Below are 20,301 nucleotides of genomic sequence, written 5' to 3' on the forward strand. Positions count from 1 at the left end.
GAATGTAGTGAGTACTTTTACTAAAATTTTTAGATTTTTTAACAGTGATTTCATTAAAGGTTATCAACCGTAGGCTAAGGATAGGAAGTAATATGCTACTAATTCGTAATTCGTAATTAGGACTATTGTCTGTTTTGCAACTTAGGCTTTAAGAAGGAGTAACGACGGAAACAGCATGAAATCGATCGCGCCCTTGCTGTTTAGCGATATAAAGTGCTTTATCTGCTGCATTAATCAAGTCTGGCGGCGAAATTTCGGAATTTGGTACAATGCTGACAACGCCTAGACTAACGGTAACGCGATCGCACACGCGAGACTGAGCATGGGGAATGGCTAAGTCGCGGATTGTTTGTCCAATAATTTGAGCTACACAGATTGCTCCTTGAATATTTGTATTAGGCAGAATGACCGCAAATTCTTCCCCACCGTAACGGGCGACTAAATCGGCTGGACGCTTGACAATATTTTTCAGGGCACTTGCTAATTGCCGCAAACAATCGTCCCCCGCTAAATGACCATAAGTATCATTGTAGAGTTTAAAAAAATCGACATCGAACAAAATTAAAGACAGTGACACTTGTTCGCGTTTGAGTCGATGCCACTCAGCTTCCAGATACTCATCAAATCGGCGGCGATTGGCTATTTGAGTCAAGCCATCTAGGGTAGCTAATCTTTGCAATTCTTCATTGGCAGCTTGCACTTGCTGGTAGAGTACTGATTGATGAATCGCGATCGCTACCTGACTTGCTAACTGCTGCAATAAATTAACTTCAAATTCTTGCCAGTAACGAGGTGCTACACACTGGTGAACAATGAGTAAGCCCCATAGATGGTCTCTATTCAAAATAGGGGTTATTATAGCAGCTTTAATCTGATAGAGTTGTAATAACTCAAAAAGATTGGCTGAAAAATCAGACTCCTGAATCTCATGGAAGACTTTCGGTAATCCCTGGTAATAGTCGCTAAAATCTCGGTTGAGCGAAAATGGGTGCATTGTCAGTTCTAATCTTTGAGGATAGTCATCACGAACTGATTCGGCCGCAAAATGTCCACTTCCGTCAGATTCTAACTGGTAGATAGCTACCGAATCTGAACCCAAGCACTGGCGAATACTGTTGACTGTTGTATTCAGAACTTCTTCCAAATTCAGCGATTGTCGAATCTGTTGAGTTACTTCAGTAATTAGCCGTTCTCCCTCAGCCTGCTGTCGCAACATCACTTCAGCTTCTTTGCGAGTACTAATATCTTCTACCGAACCAAGAATCTGCGTTGGAGTGCCGTTAGCATCTCTGGCAAATACTACTTCTCGTGTATTCAGCCAACGCCACTCTCCATTTTTGTGTCGGAATCGGTATTCGGTAGAAAGTACTTCATTGTCTTGAAGGTGGACGAAGCGATTTGATAAGCTATGGCAGAGGTGTTGATCGTCTGGATGAAAGCAATTTATAATCCACTGGGGATCGGCGTTACAAAATTCCTCTGGAGAGTAGCCTAAAACTGTCACACTCTTCTCGTTCAGATAAACACTTGTTCCTTTTAAAAGGTCAAACACATACAAAATATGCGGTACGCTATCAGCAACCTTTTGCAGAAAGTCTTGGCTTGAGCGCAATGCTTCTTCAGCTTGGTAGCGTTCGTGCAGGGCGGCTTGATATTCAGTAATATCTCGTCCCTCTGAGATGAGTAATGTCACACGCCCAGTTTCATCGAGTATCGGACGTACTGAAAAATCAATTGCGATCGCTTCCCGATCTCGACCGAAAACTTCAACTTCATAGCGAACCGATTCACCATTAGCAGCAGATGCGATCGCAGCTTTTAATTGCGCTTGGGTATTTGGAGAATTTATCCACCACTTTGCTTCCCAAAATAGCTTGCCAACTACTTCTTCTCGATCGATTCCAGCAAAATCTAGCGCTGTTTGGTTAGCTTCTAATACAATACCATCCGGCTGAAGCAATCCGATAAATTGAATGGTTTGATTGAAGATCGCCCGGAATTTTTGCTCATTTTCACTTAAAGCTTGTTCTACCAATTTGAGGTCAGTAACATCTCGTCCAACAGATTGAAGTTCTACAATTGTTCCCTGGTCATCAAATATCCCACGAACAATCCACTGTGTCCACCGTATCCCTTGGCAAGTTATGGCCCGATTTTCCAGGGTAGTCATGGGATTTTCTAAACTAATGGAATTTACCAGACTAAACACACGTTCCCGATCTTCTTCAAACACAATCGGTTCGTAGTGCTGGGCGATAATCTCTTCTTGCTTCAGTCCAAAAAATCGACAAAAAGCTTCATTAACGTAGGTAAAAATGCCATCGGGCAAGCATCTAGCAATCAGTTCTGTTTGGTCTTCAAGTATGGCACGATAACGCGCTTCGCTTTCTTGCAGTGAGGCTTCTACCTGTTTGCGTTCGCTAATATCAAACACTAAACCCTGAAGTACCTGAGTTTCTCCATCGGCACATAAAACGAGATTGGCTTGGTTTCGTACCCAAATTGTTCTGCCATCGCGCCTGATCATCCGATACTCGACACTCAAAAGCTCTCCGGTGTCAATTGTAGTATTTACAGCTTGCCAAAAGCGATCGCGATCGTCTGGATGAGTGAAATCTAACCAACTTTTGAATAAACCAGAATTCCAGTCTTCGGGGGCAATGCCTAATAATTGTTGCAGTTGTGGACTAATATAAGCTTCTTTAGTTGTGTCATTAATGGGTGAGACATAAACAACACCGGGAATTCGTTCTACCAGAGTGCGATACTTTTGTTCTGCCTCAGAGAGTTGTTCTTGGGCTTGCTTGCGACTCATGATGTTTTGAATTTCTAAAATAAATTATCATTTTTTCTGTTAGAAATCCTGCACGAGAGACACACTTAAGAATAGTTAAACCTGCCAACAGCAGGCTGGAACTCATTTGAGGCTTTTGTAACGAAAATTAATGAATGTTGAAGAAGAATACAGAATTCAGAATTCAGAATTCAGAATAAGAAATTTGGTGGGGGACTGAAAATAGTAGATTTAGACATTGCTAGTACAGTACGGCGTAAATAAACAGACCATTTCAAATAGTGTAAGAGCTTGGAATACAATTCTTTTGACCAAGAGGCAGGGGAGCAGGGAGCAGTAGGCAGGGGAGAAAGATTCTCCAAGCCCCCTGCTCAAAGGGTTTCAAGCCCCTAAATTTATTTATGCCCTCATCTAAAATATTTATTTCGAGATGCGTAGGACGAGAAATAATGCGTCCGTTTTCAAGCCCATAAATTTATTTATGGGGTTCTCCCCCCTGCTCCCTGCCCCCTTTCCTCTTCGCTGACTTCCGCCTTGCGGTACTAGCTTGCTTCTTTGCAGGAGTACGCGGACTCGCTTTGCGTAGCGATATCCGCCACTCGGACTCAAATTCGTTCTGACTCCTGAATTCTGACTCCTGAATTCTGACTCCTGAATTCTGACTCCTATTAGTTTTGATCTAACCGCAGTACTGCCATAAAGGCTTCCTGGGGTACATCTACAGTCCCTACAGATTTCATCCGCTTTTTACCTTTTGCTTGCTTCTGTAAAAGTTTTTTCTTCCGACTGATGTCACCACCGTAGCATTTGGCTAACACATCTTTCCGCAAAGCCGGGATATGTTCGCTGGCAATAACTTTACTACCGATAGATGCCTGAATTGGCACTTTGAATTGATGACGGGGAATTAGTTCCTTAAGTTTTTCTGCCATTGCCCGCCCGACGTTGTAAGCTTTATCTCGATGCACAATCATCGCCAAGGAATCCACAGGATCGCCGTTAATCATGATATCCAGCTTCACCAAAGGATTTTCACGGTAGCCGATGATGTGATATTCCATACTGGCATAACCGCGCGATCGCGATTTCATCTGGTCAAAAAAGTCAGTTACAACTTCCGCTAAAGGTAACTCATAAGTAAGGGTGGTTCGTCCTTGAGTGAGATATTTCATATCTTTGAAGATGCCACGGCGATTTTGTGACAACTCCATCAAGCTGCCAACATAAGTTTCTGGCGTAATCATCTCTACTTGGACGTAGGGTTCTTCAATTCTTTCGCGATCGTTGGGAGAAGGTAAACGGCTAGGATTATCGATGTACAGTTCCTCACCTTTGAGGGTAATCACCTTATAAACCACCGATGGGGCTGTAATGATTAAATCTAGGTTATACTCTCGCTCTAGGCGTTCCTGAACGATTTCCATGTGCAGCAAACCCAAGAACCCACAACGGAAGCCAAAACCCATCGCGCTGGAAGTTTCTGGTTCATAGTGCAGCGCTGCATCATTGAGTTCCAGCTTTTCCAAAGCTTCCCGCAAATCTTCAAATTGATCGGCATCAATGGGGAACATCCCACAAAAAACCATCGGGTTCGCTTCTGCGTAACCTGGTAAGGGTGACTCTGCTTTCGCCTTACTTAAGGTAATTGTGTCTCCTACCCGTGCATCAGCGACAGCTTTAATTGCCGCACCCAAATAGCCTACTTCGCCAGCGTGCAGTTCATCAACTTGCTTTTGAGTCGGAGAAAGGACACCCAACTCATCAATTTCAAATTCTTTACCAGATGCCATTAAATGGATGCGATCGCCTTTTTTCACTGTGCCATCCATCACCCGGAAATAGACAATCACTCCCCGGTAACTGTCGTAATAGCTATCAAAAATTAACGCTCGTAAGCGCTCATTTATGGTATTGGGCGGTGGCGGTATCCGTTCCACAACTGCTTCTAAAATCTCATCAATTCCAATTCCTTCTTTAGCAGAAGCCAGAATTGCACCACTACAATCTAGACCGATAATTTCTTCAATTTCGCCAATTACCCGTTCTGGTTCAGCCCCCGGCAAATCGATTTTATTCAAAACCGGAATAATTTCCAGGTTACTCTCTAACGCTAAATATACATTCGCCAAAGTTTGTGCTTCCACACCTTGGGATGCATCTACTACCAATAGCGCTCCTTCGCAAGCAACAAGAGAGCGAGAAACTTCATACGAGAAATCCACATGCCCTGGAGTGTCAATTAAATTCAGTACATACTGCTGGCCATCCTTAGCTGTGTAATTCATCCGGGCAGCTTGCAGCTTAATCGTAATGCCGCGCTCCCGTTCCAGATCCATGTTATCGAGAAACTGTTCCTTCATCTGTCGGTCTTCAACAGTGCCAGTAGCTTGTAGCAAGCGATCGGCGAGGGTTGATTTCCCGTGGTCGATGTGAGCAATAATACAAAAATTGCGAATGCGAACTGCGGGAACGTCAGTCATATACTATCTTTGCCTTAGCAGCAACCAAAGTTAAAAGGGCAATTTACTTAATGTATTTTAATGCTTTCTTAGCCAAGACGCTCCGCTTTTAGTGCTGAGTTAGGAGTTACGTTAGCAGTAGCGGGGCGTTCAACCCGTGCTGAGTGGGGCAGAGGGGAAATAACCCTTAACTCATTACTCATTACTCATTACTCAGCACTCATTACTCAGCACTCCCTTCACCCCATCTTTAACTTTCGATCTCAATAGGTGGACTTTTAAGAATATTATGAAAGTCTATTTGTCGTTGCTAGTATTCAACAGCTAGGAGCGTACAATAAATGTAAATAAGTACATGTAGGGATCGTGTAGCGATCGCGAGCAATTGCAACCTGTAATTGCTCAGAATCACTGATTGATCGGCAAAACATCTAAAGTCATTGTCTAGTCAGTTATATGAAAAATGCGATTTGAAACTTTAAGCTGTTACTTTGGTGCTATTTCAGGGAACTATTTAACTGTGCCCTTAAAGATTTCTCCGTAAATTAGCCCAAATAATGAATATAACTACTTTACAAAACTTTAGACCAAACCAATTCAGAGAATTCAGAGTATATAAACCTATGAATATGCAAGGAAAAACTACCGAAGCGGGAAACACACAAACCGATAAGGTAGAAATTGCTGTCCGCTTGGACTCAGAGTTACTAGAGCAAATCCAGCATCTTACGAATGATCCAAGTAAGGTGATTGAAGTGGCAATTCGCCAGTGGTTGCGGGGTGAAATCCTCAGAGATGACGAACTAACGCGCACACCTGTGCGTACTCCTGTTCCTCCTCGCGGTGAATGGAACGATTGACGCCATTAGTCAACTGTCAATGCAAGTCAAAAAAGTAAAGTTTGCCAATCTGGTTTCCAGAACGCCAAAAAATACCCAATCAAACACAAAAAAGCTGTAAAAATTTATGTATAAATTTGAGCGGCTTTAGTAAAATTACGGTCGGACACCCTTTGTCTATCCAACTCAATTAATGACTATTACTGCCAATTCCCAATTGCCGAATGTATTTTCCCAAAATCTGGAATCTATTACCAGTAAGACTGACGGCTTATTACCAACTCTAGGAGCCGAGTTGATTTATACGCAAGATGGGGCAGGGCGCTATCTGACCTTTTGTTGGCAGTACAGCGAACTTCTGGGGTTAAATACTGAAAAAATAGTTGACGATCTGAACCAGACTCAAACCTTTGCCCCGGTGGATAAGGTTAGTTATTTGGAACGATTGCACCGAATTTTGACAAATTTAGTGCCAGAAAGGTTTCAGTGCTGGTTTAGCTACCACCAGGAATTATTTGAGTTGGACTTAGTGATTAGTCCAATTATGCCGAGTTTGGGAACCACTGCCACTACAGTTTTAGTGATGGGACGCTTAGTGCAAGCGACACTCAACAAAAAACAAGCGCGTGTGGCATCAAAAACGCCCACACAAATAGAGTTGGCTCTACGTTCGCAGCAACACCAAAAACTGGTAAATCGCATTACCAGAAATATTCGTCGGACATTAGATTTAAATATTATTTGGCAGCAAACAGTTGACAGTTTAGGGAAAGCACTGCGACTAGAACGCTGCATTATTTGTCCTTATCAGCCCTCAAGCTCAAAAGTGCAGGTGAAGGCTGAGTATCGCCAACCAGACCTCAAATCAATGCTTGGCTCAGACATAGATATCGTTTCTGAGGCTGCCTTTGCTCAAGCCTTGGCAACTCTAGAACCAGTTGTGATGGAAGTGGCTGGATATATGGGGTCTGGGCGGCAGAAAACTTTGGTGGTTGCTACTTGCTATCAAGATCAAGCGAATGGATTGATTGCCTTGAATTGGCAAGATGAATGCTACACATTAACAGAATCGGAATTAGAACTAGCCAAAGAAGCAGCAGATCAATTGGGAACTGCGATCGCACATGCTACTTTATATGAAGAATTAGAAATAGCGCGTCAAAAAGCCGAAGAAGCTTCCCGCCTCAAAAGTGAGTTTCTAGCCAATGTATCCCATGAAATTCGTACCCCCCTCAACGGGATGATTGGCTTTTTGAAGCTGATTTTAGAAGGTATGGCAGATGATCCAGAAGAACAAAACCAGTTTTTGACAGAAGCTCATCAATTATCGATACATCTGCTCAATATCATCAACGACATTTTGGACATTGCCAAAATCGAAGCTGGTAAAATGGAGCTAGCTTACGCTCCAGTCAAGCTAGATGAGCTATTCAGTCATGTAGAAGGTTTTATGCGTCCCCAAGCAGAAGCGAGAAACCTCAGTTTTCGGATGCAAATGCCTGCTACCTCTGATGAAATCATTGTCCAAAGCAACTATCAACGGTTGCTACAAGTGATGATCAATTTAGTAGGTAATGCCATCAAATTTACCCATGAGGGTGGTGTCACCGTCAGCGCCGATTTAGTACTCAAAAAGGCGAACTTTCAAGATCAGCAATTTCCTGGCATGGTGAGAGTACGTGTAGCAGACACCGGCATCGGTGTTTCTTTAGACAAACAAGATAAACTATTTCAATTATTCTCTCAGGTGGATGGTTCCCGCACTCGCCAGTACGGCGGCACAGGTTTAGGACTGGCAATATCCCAGAAGCTAGTAGAGGCAATGGGTGGCGAGGTACATTTTTACAGTCTGGGCGAAGGACTTGGCTCAACAGTCACATTCACCGTGCCACTATATCAACAACCAGTTATGGTTTCGTCTAATGATAGCGACTCAACAAGTGGTGCTGAATGTTGAGTAATGAGTAATGAGTAATGAGTAATGAGTAGAATTCCTTACTCACAACTCGGAACTGTTTTGCCCCATGCCTAGTATGGTTATTAAATAATAATTACTAAAAAACTTTAAAGTTTAAAACTCAAAACCCAGTATTACCAAGTATCCAAACTCAGCACTCATTACTCATTACTTAGCACTCATTACTCAGCACTCTTGAGGGGTATTGGGAAAAAACCTTCCTTGTCCTCACCTCCTGGCGTTCTCTTCAGTACTTTAAACGCTAAAGTAGAGTAGGAGGGCTTGCACTACAAATTGTTCAGCTAATCTAATATCAAATTGCTAAAATCAGCAGTGGTTGAGTCAAAAGTCATTAAAAACTGACACCTGACAATCTAGCGGCAATTAGATTTAGGAGCGATTTAACAAAGCTGAAAAATAAAATTTTGGATAATGGTAAATGAGTAATGGCGCATTTGGTCAAGGGATCATGATTATTCAATGCCCAATGCCCAAGACCGCACTGCCTCCCCAATGCCCATCCTTAACTTAGCAGGTCTAAACTATGGAACTCACAATTGACAACGTTGAAACAGTTTTAGATGAAATGCGCCCTTATCTTATGTCTGATGGCGGCAATGTAGAACTCGTAGAACTCGATGGGCCTGTTGTAAAACTGCGGCTGCAAGGTGCTTGTGGTTCTTGCCCCAGTTCTGCAATGACCCTAAGAATGGGTATTGAGCGCCGTCTTAAGGAAATGATTCCCGAAATTGCAGAAATTGAGCAAGTAGTCTAGGGATTGGGGAAGGTGGGGCCCCCTCTGGGGTAATGGGGACTGGGGATTGGGGAAGAATGGATTTTTTCATTCATAATTTATCATTAATACCTAATCCCTAATTTGTAATCCCCAATCCCTAACTCCTAATCACTTGCTATGTCCCATCCTCTCTACATTGCTTTTATCTGGCATCAACATCAACCGCTGTACAAATCTCCTGGCAGCGGTGTTTCGCTATCTCAGAGTCAGCAGTACCGTCTACCGTGGGTACGTTTGCATGGCACTAAAGATTATTTGGATTTGGTATTGCTGTTAGAGCGATATCCTAAGTTACACCAAACGGTGAATTTAGTTCCATCGTTGATATTGCAACTCGAAGATTATATTGCTGGCACTGCTTTTGACCCTTACCTCACAGCCAGTTTGACACCGGATGAGCAACTTACCTACCAACAGCGGGAATTCATCATCCAACACTTTTTCGATGCCAATCACCATACGCTGATTGACCCTCATCCCCGCTATGCCGAGTTGTACCAGCAAAGGCAGGAAAAAGGGCAAGCTTGGTGTTTAGCAAATTGGGAATTGCCAGATTATGGCGATTTGCTAGCTTGGCACAATTTGGCTTGGATCGATCCTCTGTTTTGGGATGACCCAGAAATTGCTGCTTGGTTAAAACAGGGATGGAATTTTACTTTAAGCGATCGCCAGCGCATTTATTCCAAACAGCGAGAAATTCTCAGTCGGATTATCCCCCAACATCGGAAAATGCAGGAGGCGGGGCAGCTAGAAGTTACTACCACGCCTTACACTCACCCGATTTTACCCTTGCTAGCTGATACTAACTCCGGTCGGGTAGCTGTGCCCAATATGACACTACCAAAGCAACGTTTTGAGTGGGCAGAAGATATTCCCCGCCACTTGCGAAAAGCTTGGGACTTATATAAAGAGCGCTTTGGACAGATACCTCGTGGTTTGTGGCCTTCGGAACAATCAGTAAGTCCGGCGGTTCTTCCACATATTATTAACCAAGGTTTTAAGTGGATATGCTCAGATGAAGCTGTCTTAGGGTGGACGCTGAAACACCTTTTTCATCGGGATGGGGCGGGGAATGTGGAGCAACCAGAATTGTTGTATCGACCCTATCGCCTACAAACCGCCGAGGGTGACTTGTCAATTGTGTTTCGCGACCACAGATTATCAGACTTGATTGGTTTTACTTATGGTGCAATGCCTGCAAAACAGGCAGCCGCGGATTTAGTGGGACATTTGCAAGCGATCGCTAAAATGCAAAGAGATAGTCAAAGCGAACAACCTTGGTTAGTTACCATCGCCTTAGATGGGGAGAATTGCTGGGAATTTTATCCCCAAGATGGCAAACCCTTTCTAGAAGCTTTATATCAAAGCTTGAGCGATGAACCCCACCTCAAACTCGTCACTGTCTCCGAATTCCTCGAAGAATTTCCAGCTACAGCCACCATCCCCGGAGGACAACTACATAGCGGTTCTTGGGTAGATGGCAGCTTCACAACTTGGATCGGCGATCCCGCCAAAAATCGTGCTTGGGATTATTTAACAGAAGCAAGAAAACTGCTGGCAAGTCATCCCGAAGCGACGGAAGAAAACAACCCGGAAGCGTGGGAAGCATTGTATGCCGCCGAGGGTTCCGACTGGTTCTGGTGGTTTGGTGCAGGACACTCGTCAAATCAGGATGCCATCTTTGATCGGTTGTTTCGAGAACATCTGTTTGGTATTTACAAAGCATTGAATGAACCTGTACCACCCTATCTTAAGCAACCAGTGGAAAACCACGAAGCACAGGGAAACCAGACACCACAAGGATTTATTCATCCCGTCATTGATGGTAAGGGTGATGAGCAAGATTGGGATAAAGCTGGGCGTATAGAAATCGGCGGGGCGCGGGGGACAATGCACAATAGCAGCGTCATCCAGCGACTTTGGTATGGAGTCGATCACTTAAATTTTTATTTGCGACTGGACTTTAAAGGTGGCGTTGCACCAGGACAAGATTTGCCAGCAGAGTTAAATTTGCTGTGGTTCTATCCAGAAAAAACAATGGTCAATAGCCCAATTCCCTTGGCAGATGTACCAGATGCAGCCCCACTTAATTACCATTTCCACCATCTTCTGGAAGTTAACTTGCTGACGCAATCGATTCAGTTTCGGGAAGCTGGAGACAATTATCAATGGCAGCCCCGTTTTAGTCGCGCTCAAGTAGCTTTAAATAATTGTTTAGAGTTGGCGGTGCCGTGGGCAGATTTGCAAGTGCCGCCAGATTATCCTCTGCGCCTGATTTTAGTGCTTGCTGATGAAGGGCGTTTTTCCAACTACTTGCCAGAAAATGCTTTGATTCACATTGAGGTGCCTTAGAACTCAATACCCTTGGTTTTACGAAATACCTTTTAGGGGCATACAGATGTATACCCCTAAAGTTGATTTATTTGGAAATCATATTTAATTTTTCTAGTTCTATATCTAAATAATCGAGCAGTATTGGGATGCGATCGCCTACGCCCAGATTTCTCACGCATAGTGTAGGCCTCAGGGGAAGAGGAGTGTGGGGAGTAAGACTTCTTCCCCATCCTCCCACACCCCTTGGATTTCTCACCTGTGAGAAATCCAGGCTACGGTGGGGTAAAACGTCATCCTTGGTGGAAGATAAGCAATAATCGAGTAACATCCAGATTCAGGAGTTGGTGCATGACCGATAACGCAGATAGTACAGCGAATAGACACTTCAGTTCAGGTACTAAAAAAATCAAAGACAAAGCTTCTCGAAATCAAGTGATCACGGCTCCATTACCAGACCCGATTGCAAAAAATATTGAAGCGATTATTTCACTTCATAACCAGGAAGTTCGAGATATTCCCGTCCACCAGCGGATACTAGAAGCGATCGCAACATTCTTTGGGCGATCGATATTTATGTATAGTTTGCTAATCATACTGGCCATCTGGATTTTTAGCAGTTTTTTTGATCGCTTTTTGCCATTCAATCTCCCCTCCTTTAGCTGGTCAGGTCAAGGCTTAGACGCAGCGTCATTGGTAATCTCAACCGGAGTACTGGTACGACAAACTCGCCAGGAAAACTTTGCCGAACAACGGGCGCAATTGATGCTACAGCTTAACCTGCTCTCCGAGCAAAAAATTGCCAAGATTATTGCTCTATTAGAAGAACTCCGTACCGATTTACCTGATGTGATAAATCGGCTTGATTCGGAAGCGAAATCGATGCAGGAACCGGCTGACCCGATCGCAGTATTGGAAGCACTCCAGAAAAACCTGGCTGAAGAACTCTCACCCACAGAAGAAAACAATATGAGTTGAGCGCAGTTTTTTAGTAGATTTTTGTTTCTATTAAAAGACAAAAAATAAAACTTAATGTACAGTCATTGTGTCGCAAATCACAATTTATCGTAAATTTTATTAGAGGGATAGATATGGCTCAACTGAATGGTGTAATGATGCAGTACTTCCATTGGTATATCCCTCCAGATGGCAATCTTTGGAATGAATTTAAAGATAAAGTCAAAGAGTTAGCTGATGCAGGTGTTACATCTGTTTGGCTACCCCCAGCTTACAAAGGAACAGGGGGTGGCTACGATGTCGGCTATGGAGTCTATGATATATACGATCTAGGCGAGTTTGACCAGAAAGGCTCGGTTCGGACAAAGTACGGCACAAAAGACGAGTATATCGCTGCTGTTAAAGCGGCTAAAGCTGCTGGCATTCGAGTATATGCTGATGTTGTGCTTAACCACAAGTTAGGTGCAGACAAAGAAGAAGAAGTGGAAGCAACGCCCTATAGTCCAGACGATCGCACCCAGCCCATCGGTGAGATGCAAACAATTAAAGTGTGGACTCACTTTACCTTTCCAGGTCGCCAAGGCAAATACTCCGATCTGGAATGGCACTGGTGGCACTTCGATGCGGTTGATTACAACGTTTACAACGAAGGTGAGAACGCAATTTATCTATTCAAAGATAAAAAATTTGATGATAACGTTGACCTGGAAAAAGGCGCTTTCGACTATCTCATGGGATGCGATCTGGATATGGAAAGTCCAGAAGTGCGCGAGGAGTTGAATCGCTGGGGTGAGTGGTTTGTAGAAACCACTGATGTAGATGGCTTTCGTTTTGATGCGGTTAAACACGTCAGAGCAGGCTTTTTCCCAGAATGGCTGCAACACTGTCGCCAAAAGGCTGGTCGCGATCTTTTTGCCGTCGGTGAATATTGGTCTTATGAAGTTGAAGCGCTGCACCATTTCATTAGCATCACCGGTGGCGATGTGTTGCTGTTTGATGCGCCATTGCACTATAACTTTAGCGCTGCCAGCAAACAAGGCAATGACTACGATCTGCGGCAGATATTTGATAACACCTTGGTGCAACAGCAACCTGCTTTAGCCGTCACCTTAGTAGAGAATCATGATTCTCAACCCTTGCAGTCGTTGGAGTCTGTAGTAGAAAGCTGGTTTAAACCGTTAGCTTATGCGTTGATTCTACTGCGAAGTGATGGTTATCCCTGTATCTTCTATGCGGATTACTATGGTGCTAATTACAAGGATACGGGCAGCGATGGCAATGAGCATGAGATTTGGCTCGATAGTCACAAATGGCTAATTGATAAATTTTTGCACGTTCGTCAAACCTATGCCTATGGCGACCAATACGATTATTTCGATCACGCCAATACAATCGGCTGGACACGCTTAGGAGATGAAGAACATCCTGGCGGTATCGCGGTTGTTCTGAGTAATGGAGGAGAAGGAACTAAGTGGATGGAAGTTGGGCAACCCAACACCACTTACATTGATATTACTGAACATATCAGCGAACCTGTGACAACGAATGATGAGGGCTGGGCTGATTTTCGATGCGATGCTGGTTCTGTTTCTGTGTGGGTTCCACAGTCTTAGTCGAGGTTTTAGTTGCATTCGCGCAGAAAGTTACGCACTGGACAAAATACTGCTTAAGGGACTTCCAAATAAAAAAATATCCAATAACTCTTGTGGGGTGGGCGTCTCGCCCGCCCAGTTCATAGGACGTTCATGTTCCCATACGTGTCAACTTAACGCGAAACCGCTTGTCCGCCGGAAATTGAAATTCCCGTATAATAGCTAAAGTCATCTGAAGATAACTAAATATCGCCAAAAATCTCCAGTCTACTTCAGTAGACTTAAGCTATTAGCCCGAAAATTTATTTTTGAAGTAATAAGTAATAAGTAATGAGTAATGGGTATCACTTATTACTTATTACTTATTACTCATTACTCATTTATTTATTTCCGGGCGGGCATGGAAGCCAACAGATAAGCTATTTCCAGCTTAAGTTGACACCAATGCTCATGTTGCCCACCCCACAATATTGGATATTCTATTTCTTGGAGTTCCCTAAAAGAGAAATTAAGCAGTATTTTGTGGATAAGCCACAACCCTTATTATTCCGTTATAAAGCAATTGAACATTGCCTAAAAAGATTCAATTTAGGCAATGTTTAGTTTAAATTTCATATATGCTTCTTACTGAACCTGACTATTTGTAGAACTATGGTTCAAACTATATATTTAGAATTAGGTCTGAAAACGGAGAGGGGGGGATTCGAACCCCCGTTAAGTTTCCCTAAACAGACTTTCCAGGTCTGCGCCTTAAACCACTCGGCCACCTCTCCAGGTGCCACAAGTTCCGATTATACTATAGAATCCTAGAAAATGCAAAGATAAAGAAAGATATTCTAGATTGAATCTGAAAGTCCTAATCCCAAAACGCAAATCCAGATGTCTCGTACATACACAATTAAAGTTCGCGATCGCGCCACTGATAAAACATACACCTTAGAAGTGCCAGAAGACCGCTACATCTTGCACACTGGCGAAAAACAAGGGGTAGAACTACCATTTTCCTGCCGCAACGGGGCTTGCACCGCTTGTGCAGTGAGAGTTTTGTCAGGAGAAATTTATCAACCAGAGGCGATCGGGTTGTCGCCAGATTTACGTAAGCAAGGTTATGCCTTGTTGTGTGTGAGTTATCCCCGTTCTGACTTGGAAGTGGAGACACAAGATGAAGATGAAGTCTACGAACTCCAGTTTGGACGCTATTTTGCTAGGGGGAAAATTAAAGCGGGTTTACCCTTAGATGAGGAATGAAGAAGAATTCAGAATGGGCTAAACGCCCCGCTACCGCTAACAGGAGTCAGAATTCAGAATTCTGTCTCGATAAACAATTCAAAATCACCGAATTTCTGATGCCTGTAAATTTTGGTGGCTGGGTGCGAAAAATAGCGATTTTGGCTTGCTTATTGCTCTTGGTGAGTTGCCAAGCTAAAAACCAACTGCCGAACAGTGAAGCCCAGGTGAAAGTAGCACGGGTAGTTAGTGGGCAAAGCTTAGAAGTGTTAGGTATGGCTGAACAACCAAATTTGATTTCCCAAGTGCGGTTAGTGGGTGTTGATGCACCAGATTTGCGACAGCGCCCTTGGGGGGAAGCAGCAAAAGAACAGTTAGAGAATCTAATTGGTGGTGTAGAACAATTGGTAACGCTGGAGTTTGATTTAGAAGCAAAAGACAAAATCGGACGAACTCTAGCTTATGTGTGGAAAAATAAGGTGTTGTTAAATGAAGAACTAGTCAAACAAGGGAATGCAATGTTTGTGGGGCGATCGCCTAACCACAAGTACGATCAGCGTTTAGAACGTGCCCAACAATGGGCGAGACTTATGGGGCAAGGAATCTGGAACCCAGAAAAGCCCATGCGCCTCACTCCCGCCGAGTTTCGCCGCCAAAATCTTTGAAGAATGGGGACTGGGGAAGAAGCAAGGGCGCAGGGCGCAGGAGGCAGGGAGACAAGAAGAATAACCGATGCCCCAATGACCAATGACCAATGACTAATGACCAATGACTAATGACAAATTTACAAATTTTTCTAGATATTGCTACAGAAGCAGCCTTAGCTGCTGGTGCTATTTTGCAAGGTTACTTGGGTAAGTTAGAAGACGCAATTATTGAAAAAGGACGCCCTGGTGATTTAGTCACTGCTGCTGATAAAGCCTCAGAGGAGTTGATTTTAGAAATTTTGCGTCGTCACTTTCCTCAGCACTCTATCCTCGCTGAAGAATCAGGGAAATTAGGTAATCAAGAAAATGAATACCTCTGGGCAATAGATCCTTTAGATGGCACAACCAACTACGCTCATCAATACCCATTTTTCGCTGTTTCCATCGGGCTGTTAATTAATGGCATTCCCCAAGTTGGTGTCATTTATGACCCCTTTCATAATGAGCTATTCAGTGCTGCTGCTGGCTTAGGGGCAACGCGTAATCATCAGCCCATCAAGGTTTCAGCAACATCTGAACTGGGTAAAAGCCTACTAGTAACAGGATTTGCCTACGATCGCCGTGAAACCTCTGATAACAACTACGCAGAATTTAGTCATCTCACCCATCTTACCCAAGGAGTCAGACGCAGTGGTTCGGCATCGTTAGATTTGGCGTATGTTGCCTGTGGACGTGTGGATGGTTACTGGGAACGGGGGCTTTCCCCTTGGGATATTGCCGCCGGAATAATTTTGGTACAAGAAGGTGGGGGCAAAATCACCGCCTACGATGGTACTCCTGTCAAAATTGAGTCAGGTAGACTTCTTGCCACAAATAGTTATATTCACGACTCCCTCAGTAACGAACTTTTACGGGTTCCACCACTGTCAGCCTGGGTGTAACAGATGGGGGCTTTCTCTACGACTTTGGGTACACTAAAAGCAATCTAACTGCTCCTTTAGTGTAAAACCTCTATATGTCTTTTAAAATAGACCGCGGACTATTTAAATATGATTTCATAGATCATCACGCAGTATTGTGCGTTCCAGTTGATGCGGATGTCAAAGAGATTCGCAAACGCTATCTCCAAGTCGCCCGCCGTTTGCACCCAGATAGTAGTTTTACTGAAACGGCTGCTCAAAAACAGCTAGGTAACGAATTGTTATCAAAGTTGGTTAACCCAGCTTACGAAAAACTTGTCGGCGATCGCACTCGCACTGAATATATTCTAATTTTGTCGCAAATTGGCAAGCGCCTGGTACAAGAGTCTACTTCGGTAACTCTCAACACCGACTTGGCTAAACAGTTAGTTGAGGCGGCTAATACCGATCATTTCTATAAAACTGCGATCGCAAAACTAGCCCAAACTCAATATGATTCTTTAGAACAAGCGCTGCAAGTCATTGCCCAAGCTAGCGAATTGAATTTAGTATATTTAATGCGGAGCGTGAGCAAATTACCCACAGCATCGCCATCGGCTCAATCCAAAGTCCAATCAGCTGCTACGCCTCAGCCAAATACACCAAAAAATCCCTTACCAGCGCCAGCAGCAGCGCCAGCAAAAGATGGCTTGGTTGTAGAACAGTATGTTCGTCGCGCTCAATCTTTGATTGAGAAAAACCAGTTTGCCCAAGCCAAAGTAGAGTTGCAAGAGGCCCTAAAGCTAGAACCTAAAAATAGTCGCTGCCATAGCTTAATTGCAATGGTGTATTTGAGGCAAAATCAGCTAAAAATGGCCAAAATCCACTTTGACAATGCTTTAAAACTAGACCCTAGTGACGAAACGGCTCTGCAATGGAAACCTAAAATAGATAAGGCTTTAGGACAACAAATTAGCGATCATAAGGTGACTTCATCCCCCAATAATGGAGATAAGCAACCAGATAAATCTGGTAGTGGTGGTTTGTTCGGTGGTTTGTTTGGTGGGAAGAAAAAATAATGGTGTATCAACCAGCAGCGGGAGCCAGGGATTTATTGCCCTTGGATGTGGAGAAAAAACGCTGGATTGAAGATCGGTTACAACAAGTGTTTCATCGTTGGGGATATCACAGGATTATCACCTCGACTTTAGAACGGATGGATACCCTGATGGCGGGGGAAGCAATCCAGCGTCAGATGGTGATTCAACTACAGCAAAATGGCGAAGATGATGAGTTAGGGCTACGTCCAGAATTAACAGCCTCTATTGCTCGTACTGTTGTCACTCGGATGGCAGGTCTGCGTTATCCACAACGGCTGTACTACAATGCCAATGTGTTTCGCCGCACTTGGGAAAGTAGACACAATCGCCAACAAGAGTTTTATCAAGCTGGAGTAGAGTTGCTAGGTGCTGGCGGATTGCTAGCAAACGCCGAAGTCTTGCTGTTAGTAGCAGACTGTTTAGAAGCACTGGGTTTACAGGGATGGCATTTAATTTTAGGTGAGGCGGGAATTACGCGATCGCTCCTGAGTGCCTTTCCTGACAATCTCCAACATCAAGTTCGCAGTGCGATCGCTCATCTAGATCGCATTGCCATAGATAATTTACCTCTGAGTGACAAACTACGCGATCGTGCCCAAATCATCTTGGATTTACGTGGGTCAAGTGCAGACGTGTTGCAAAAAGTCAGTAGTTTGGATCTCGATGAAGAACAGCGAGAGGCAGTGAATAACCTCAAATCCCTAGTAGAATTACTAGAATCCGAGAAAAAACTGCCGTTAATCCTCGATCTCAGCCTCATCCAAACTATAGATTACTACACTGGTATCGTCTTTGAGGTTGTCAACGATACCGAATCCCAAGCCAGAGTTTTAGGGCGTGGTGGTCGCTATGACCAGCTTTTGGGTCTATATCATCCTCAAGGAGAAAACATTCCCGGAATTGGTTTTGGACTGAATATCGAAGATTTATACCAGGTTTTATTATCTACCCAGCAATTACCACAGGTAACTCCAGCGAGTGACTGGTTAGTAGCACCAGAGACAGCCAGTGCTAACGCCGCCGCTTTTGCCTACGCGCAAAAACTCAGAGATTCAACTGATTTGGTGCGGGTAGAAATTGATTTAGGAGGAAGGGATGCTGAGGCTATTCGTCAATATGCAGGCGATCGCAGCATAGCCCAAATTGCCTGGATCAAAGCTGACGGCTCACCAGAAATTGAATCATTGCGTTAAGTGAGTTGGGCATTGGGCATCGAGAAGAGACAAGGTAGACAAGGAAGAGAGGGGAGACAACGGAGAGACTTGTCCAATAATTCCCCCTTGTCCCCTTGTCTCCCCTGCCCCTCTGCTCCCCTGCTCTCTCCTCCCTCCTCCCTGCTAGGCTAGAAATAGCCGATACAGAAAAGAGGGAATCGAGAACATGCCGCACACAATTGTTACAGAAGTCTGTGAAGGCGTTGCTGACTGCGTAGATGCCTGTCCAGTAGCTTGTATTCATGATGGTCCAGGCAAAAACGCCAAGGGAACTGATTGGTACTGGATTGACTTTGCCACTTGCATCGACTGTGGTATCTGTCTCCAAGTTTGCCCAGTAGAAGGGGCAATTCTTGCAGAAGAACGACCAGAGTTGCAAAAAACCCCACAATAGTCCATAGTCAACAGTCAATAGTTATGTTTGACTGTTGACCAATGACAAATGACCAATGACAAATGACCAATGACAAATGACTATTTACTAGATGTTCAAAATGTCCACGCTGGATACATCAAAGATGTAGATATCCTGCAAGGTGTGAATTTTCAGGTTTCACCAGGAGAATTGGTGACAGTGATTGGCCCCAACGGTGCGGGGAAATCTACTTTAGCAAAAGCAATTTTTGGGCTTTTGATTCCCCACACAGGCACAATTACCTTCAAAGGTGAAAATATCGTGGGGCTAAAGTCTAATCAAATTGTCCAGCGAGGAATGTGCTACGTACCGCAAATCGCCAATGTTTTCCCCTCTCTCAGTGTTGAAGAGAACTTGGAGATGGGTGCTTTTGTGCTTAACGTTCCCCTGAAGCCAATTAAAGATAAAATATTTACCATGTTCCCCAGACTAAGCGATCGCCGTCGTCAACGCGCTGGTACTCTCTCTGGAGGAGAACGCCAGATGTTAGCGATGGGCAAAGCTTTGATGTTGGAACCTGGTTTGCTGATTTTAGATGAACCATCTGCTGCCTTGTCGCCGATTTTAGTGACACAAGTGTTTGAGCAGATTAAACAAATTAATCAGGCTGGTACTGCGATCGTATTAGTAGAACAAAATGCCCGTAAGGCTTTAGAGATGGCTAATCGTGGATATGTATTAGAGTCGGGACGTGATGCGATCTCCGGCCCCGGTGAAGAATTGTTGAATGACCCGAAAGTGGGTGAGCTATATCTGGGAGCGGGTAAGAGACATTAATCCTTCTTAATCACTCTTGACCCCATTCAACATAACACCAGCTTAAGATAGGAGCTTCACTAGGCGATAGCGATGCCTAGCTTAGGCTGCGCCTACGCTATTCTATAACTAATATAAATCCTGCCACTGCCGCGTCCGTCGTTTTCGATGCTCAAAGAATTCTCCCCAATAATCCTTGCGTTTCTAATCACATCTACAGCTAGTCAAAAGACAAAACAGGACATTCATTGAGGAAAAATTGACCAAAACGTAAATTACCCTATTTGCCAGAACCCTCATTAGCAATTTGTAATTATG

Annotated in this window: 15 protein-coding genes and 1 tRNA gene; 13 read left to right on the plus strand and 3 right to left on the minus strand. The window is 44.0% G+C overall.

Translation table 11 applies throughout. The features are described from left to right. Positions 1-148 precede the first annotated feature (148 nt). Both V7L31_RS02765 and lepA read right to left on the minus strand, forming a co-directional pair. Positions 149-2,815 (minus strand): PAS domain S-box protein, encoded by a 2,667-nt coding sequence (locus V7L31_RS02765; RefSeq protein ID WP_334694840.1) that lies wholly within the window; start codon positions 2,813-2,815, stop codon positions 149-151. A gap of 647 nt (positions 2,816-3,462) precedes the next feature. After that, on the minus strand, positions 3,463-5,274 hold the full coding sequence (gene lepA / locus V7L31_RS02770) for a translation elongation factor 4 (protein ID WP_179068671.1): 1,812 nt from the start codon (positions 5,272-5,274) through the stop codon (positions 3,463-3,465). A gap of 602 nt (positions 5,275-5,876) precedes the next feature. Here lepA and V7L31_RS02775 point away from each other — a divergent pair. The 6 genes from V7L31_RS02775 (at position 5,877) to V7L31_RS02800 (ending at position 13,746) form a co-directional block, all read left to right on the plus strand. Beyond that, on the plus strand, positions 5,877-6,113 hold the full coding sequence (locus V7L31_RS02775; protein ID WP_334694841.1) for a hypothetical protein: 237 nt from the start codon (positions 5,877-5,879) through the stop codon (positions 6,111-6,113). A gap of 172 nt (positions 6,114-6,285) precedes the next feature. Further along, the gene (locus V7L31_RS02780; protein WP_334694842.1) at positions 6,286-8,049 is read left to right on the plus strand and encodes a sensor histidine kinase; all 1,764 of its coding nucleotides are present in this window, start codon (positions 6,286-6,288) and stop codon (positions 8,047-8,049) included. A gap of 544 nt (positions 8,050-8,593) precedes the next feature. Continuing rightward, a complete protein-coding gene (locus tag V7L31_RS02785; protein WP_012408256.1) occupies positions 8,594-8,824 on the plus strand; it encodes a NifU family protein in 231 nt (76 codons plus the stop codon). A 138-nt stretch (positions 8,825-8,962) separates the two neighbouring features. Next, positions 8,963-11,197: a glycoside hydrolase gene (locus tag V7L31_RS02790; RefSeq protein ID WP_334694843.1), complete on the plus strand. Its 2,235-nt coding sequence runs from the start codon at positions 8,963-8,965 to the stop codon at positions 11,195-11,197. A 330-nt stretch (positions 11,198-11,527) separates the two neighbouring features. Further along, a complete protein-coding gene (locus V7L31_RS02795; RefSeq protein WP_334694844.1) occupies positions 11,528-12,154 on the plus strand; it encodes a DUF1003 domain-containing protein in 627 nt (208 codons plus the stop codon). A 113-nt stretch (positions 12,155-12,267) separates the two neighbouring features. Then, on the plus strand, positions 12,268-13,746 hold the full coding sequence (locus V7L31_RS02800) for an alpha-amylase (protein ID WP_334694845.1): 1,479 nt from the start codon (positions 12,268-12,270) through the stop codon (positions 13,744-13,746). Between the two features lie 667 nt (positions 13,747-14,413). On the opposite strand, the gene V7L31_RS02805 is transcribed toward V7L31_RS02800, so the two are convergent. After that, positions 14,414-14,498 (minus strand) — tRNA-Ser (locus tag V7L31_RS02805). 106 nt (positions 14,499-14,604) lie between these two features. Here V7L31_RS02805 and V7L31_RS02810 point away from each other — a divergent pair. The 7 genes from V7L31_RS02810 to V7L31_RS02840 all read left to right on the plus strand — a co-directional run bounded on the left by V7L31_RS02810 (position 14,605) and on the right by V7L31_RS02840 (position 20,004). Beyond that, complete coding sequence (locus V7L31_RS02810) at positions 14,605-14,973, plus strand: 2Fe-2S iron-sulfur cluster-binding protein (protein WP_334694846.1); 369 nt, start codon at positions 14,605-14,607, stop codon at positions 14,971-14,973. A gap of 98 nt (positions 14,974-15,071) precedes the next feature. After that, complete coding sequence (locus tag V7L31_RS02815) at positions 15,072-15,617, plus strand: thermonuclease family protein (protein WP_334694901.1); 546 nt, start codon at positions 15,072-15,074, stop codon at positions 15,615-15,617. 110 nt (positions 15,618-15,727) lie between these two features. Further along, on the plus strand, positions 15,728-16,540 hold the full coding sequence (locus V7L31_RS02820; RefSeq protein WP_334694847.1) for an inositol monophosphatase family protein: 813 nt from the start codon (positions 15,728-15,730) through the stop codon (positions 16,538-16,540). 74 nt (positions 16,541-16,614) lie between these two features. Then, complete coding sequence (locus V7L31_RS02825; RefSeq protein ID WP_334694848.1) at positions 16,615-17,577, plus strand: J domain-containing protein; 963 nt, start codon at positions 16,615-16,617, stop codon at positions 17,575-17,577. Next, complete coding sequence (locus tag V7L31_RS02830) at positions 17,577-18,791, plus strand: ATP phosphoribosyltransferase regulatory subunit (RefSeq protein WP_334694849.1); 1,215 nt, start codon at positions 17,577-17,579, stop codon at positions 18,789-18,791. Before V7L31_RS02825 ends, V7L31_RS02830 begins: the two co-directional genes overlap by 1 nt. A gap of 187 nt (positions 18,792-18,978) precedes the next feature. Continuing rightward, positions 18,979-19,206 carry an indolepyruvate ferredoxin oxidoreductase subunit alpha gene (locus V7L31_RS02835; protein WP_292717925.1) on the plus strand — a complete coding sequence of 76 codons (228 nt, stop codon included), beginning with the start codon at positions 18,979-18,981 and terminating at the stop codon, positions 19,204-19,206. A 69-nt stretch (positions 19,207-19,275) separates the two neighbouring features. Next, complete coding sequence (locus tag V7L31_RS02840) at positions 19,276-20,004, plus strand: ABC transporter ATP-binding protein (RefSeq protein WP_179063897.1); 729 nt, start codon at positions 19,276-19,278, stop codon at positions 20,002-20,004. The last annotated feature ends 297 nt before the right edge of the window (positions 20,005-20,301 follow it).

The organism is Nostoc sp., assembly GCF_036916655.1.
GTDB lineage: Bacteria > Cyanobacteriota > Cyanobacteriia > Cyanobacteriales > Nostocaceae > Nostoc.

Coding starts and splice junctions, on each gene's coding strand:
- V7L31_RS02780 (WP_334694842.1), top strand. CDS start 6,286: ATGACTATTACTGCCAATTCCCAATTGCCGAATGTATTTTCCCAAAAT.
- V7L31_RS02785 (WP_012408256.1), top strand. CDS start 8,594: ATGGAACTCACAATTGACAACGTTGAAACAGTTTTAGATGAAATGCGC.
- V7L31_RS02835 (WP_292717925.1), top strand. CDS start 18,979: ATGCCGCACACAATTGTTACAGAAGTCTGTGAAGGCGTTGCTGACTGC.
- V7L31_RS02840 (WP_179063897.1), top strand. CDS start 19,276: ATGACAAATGACTATTTACTAGATGTTCAAAATGTCCACGCTGGATAC.
- V7L31_RS02775 (WP_334694841.1), top strand. CDS start 5,877: ATGAATATGCAAGGAAAAACTACCGAAGCGGGAAACACACAAACCGAT.
- V7L31_RS02820 (WP_334694847.1), top strand. CDS start 15,728: ATGACAAATTTACAAATTTTTCTAGATATTGCTACAGAAGCAGCCTTA.
- V7L31_RS02830 (WP_334694849.1), top strand. CDS start 17,577: ATGGTGTATCAACCAGCAGCGGGAGCCAGGGATTTATTGCCCTTGGAT.
- V7L31_RS02800 (WP_334694845.1), top strand. CDS start 12,268: ATGGCTCAACTGAATGGTGTAATGATGCAGTACTTCCATTGGTATATC.
- V7L31_RS02795 (WP_334694844.1), top strand. CDS start 11,528: ATGACCGATAACGCAGATAGTACAGCGAATAGACACTTCAGTTCAGGT.
- V7L31_RS02810 (WP_334694846.1), top strand. CDS start 14,605: ATGTCTCGTACATACACAATTAAAGTTCGCGATCGCGCCACTGATAAA.
- V7L31_RS02790 (WP_334694843.1), top strand. CDS start 8,963: ATGTCCCATCCTCTCTACATTGCTTTTATCTGGCATCAACATCAACCG.
- V7L31_RS02825 (WP_334694848.1), top strand. CDS start 16,615: ATGTCTTTTAAAATAGACCGCGGACTATTTAAATATGATTTCATAGAT.
- V7L31_RS02815 (WP_334694901.1), top strand. CDS start 15,072: ATGCCTGTAAATTTTGGTGGCTGGGTGCGAAAAATAGCGATTTTGGCT.
- V7L31_RS02765 (WP_334694840.1), bottom strand. CDS start 2,815: ATGAGTCGCAAGCAAGCCCAAGAACAACTCTCTGAGGCAGAACAAAAG.
- lepA (WP_179068671.1), bottom strand. CDS start 5,274: ATGACTGACGTTCCCGCAGTTCGCATTCGCAATTTTTGTATTATTGCT.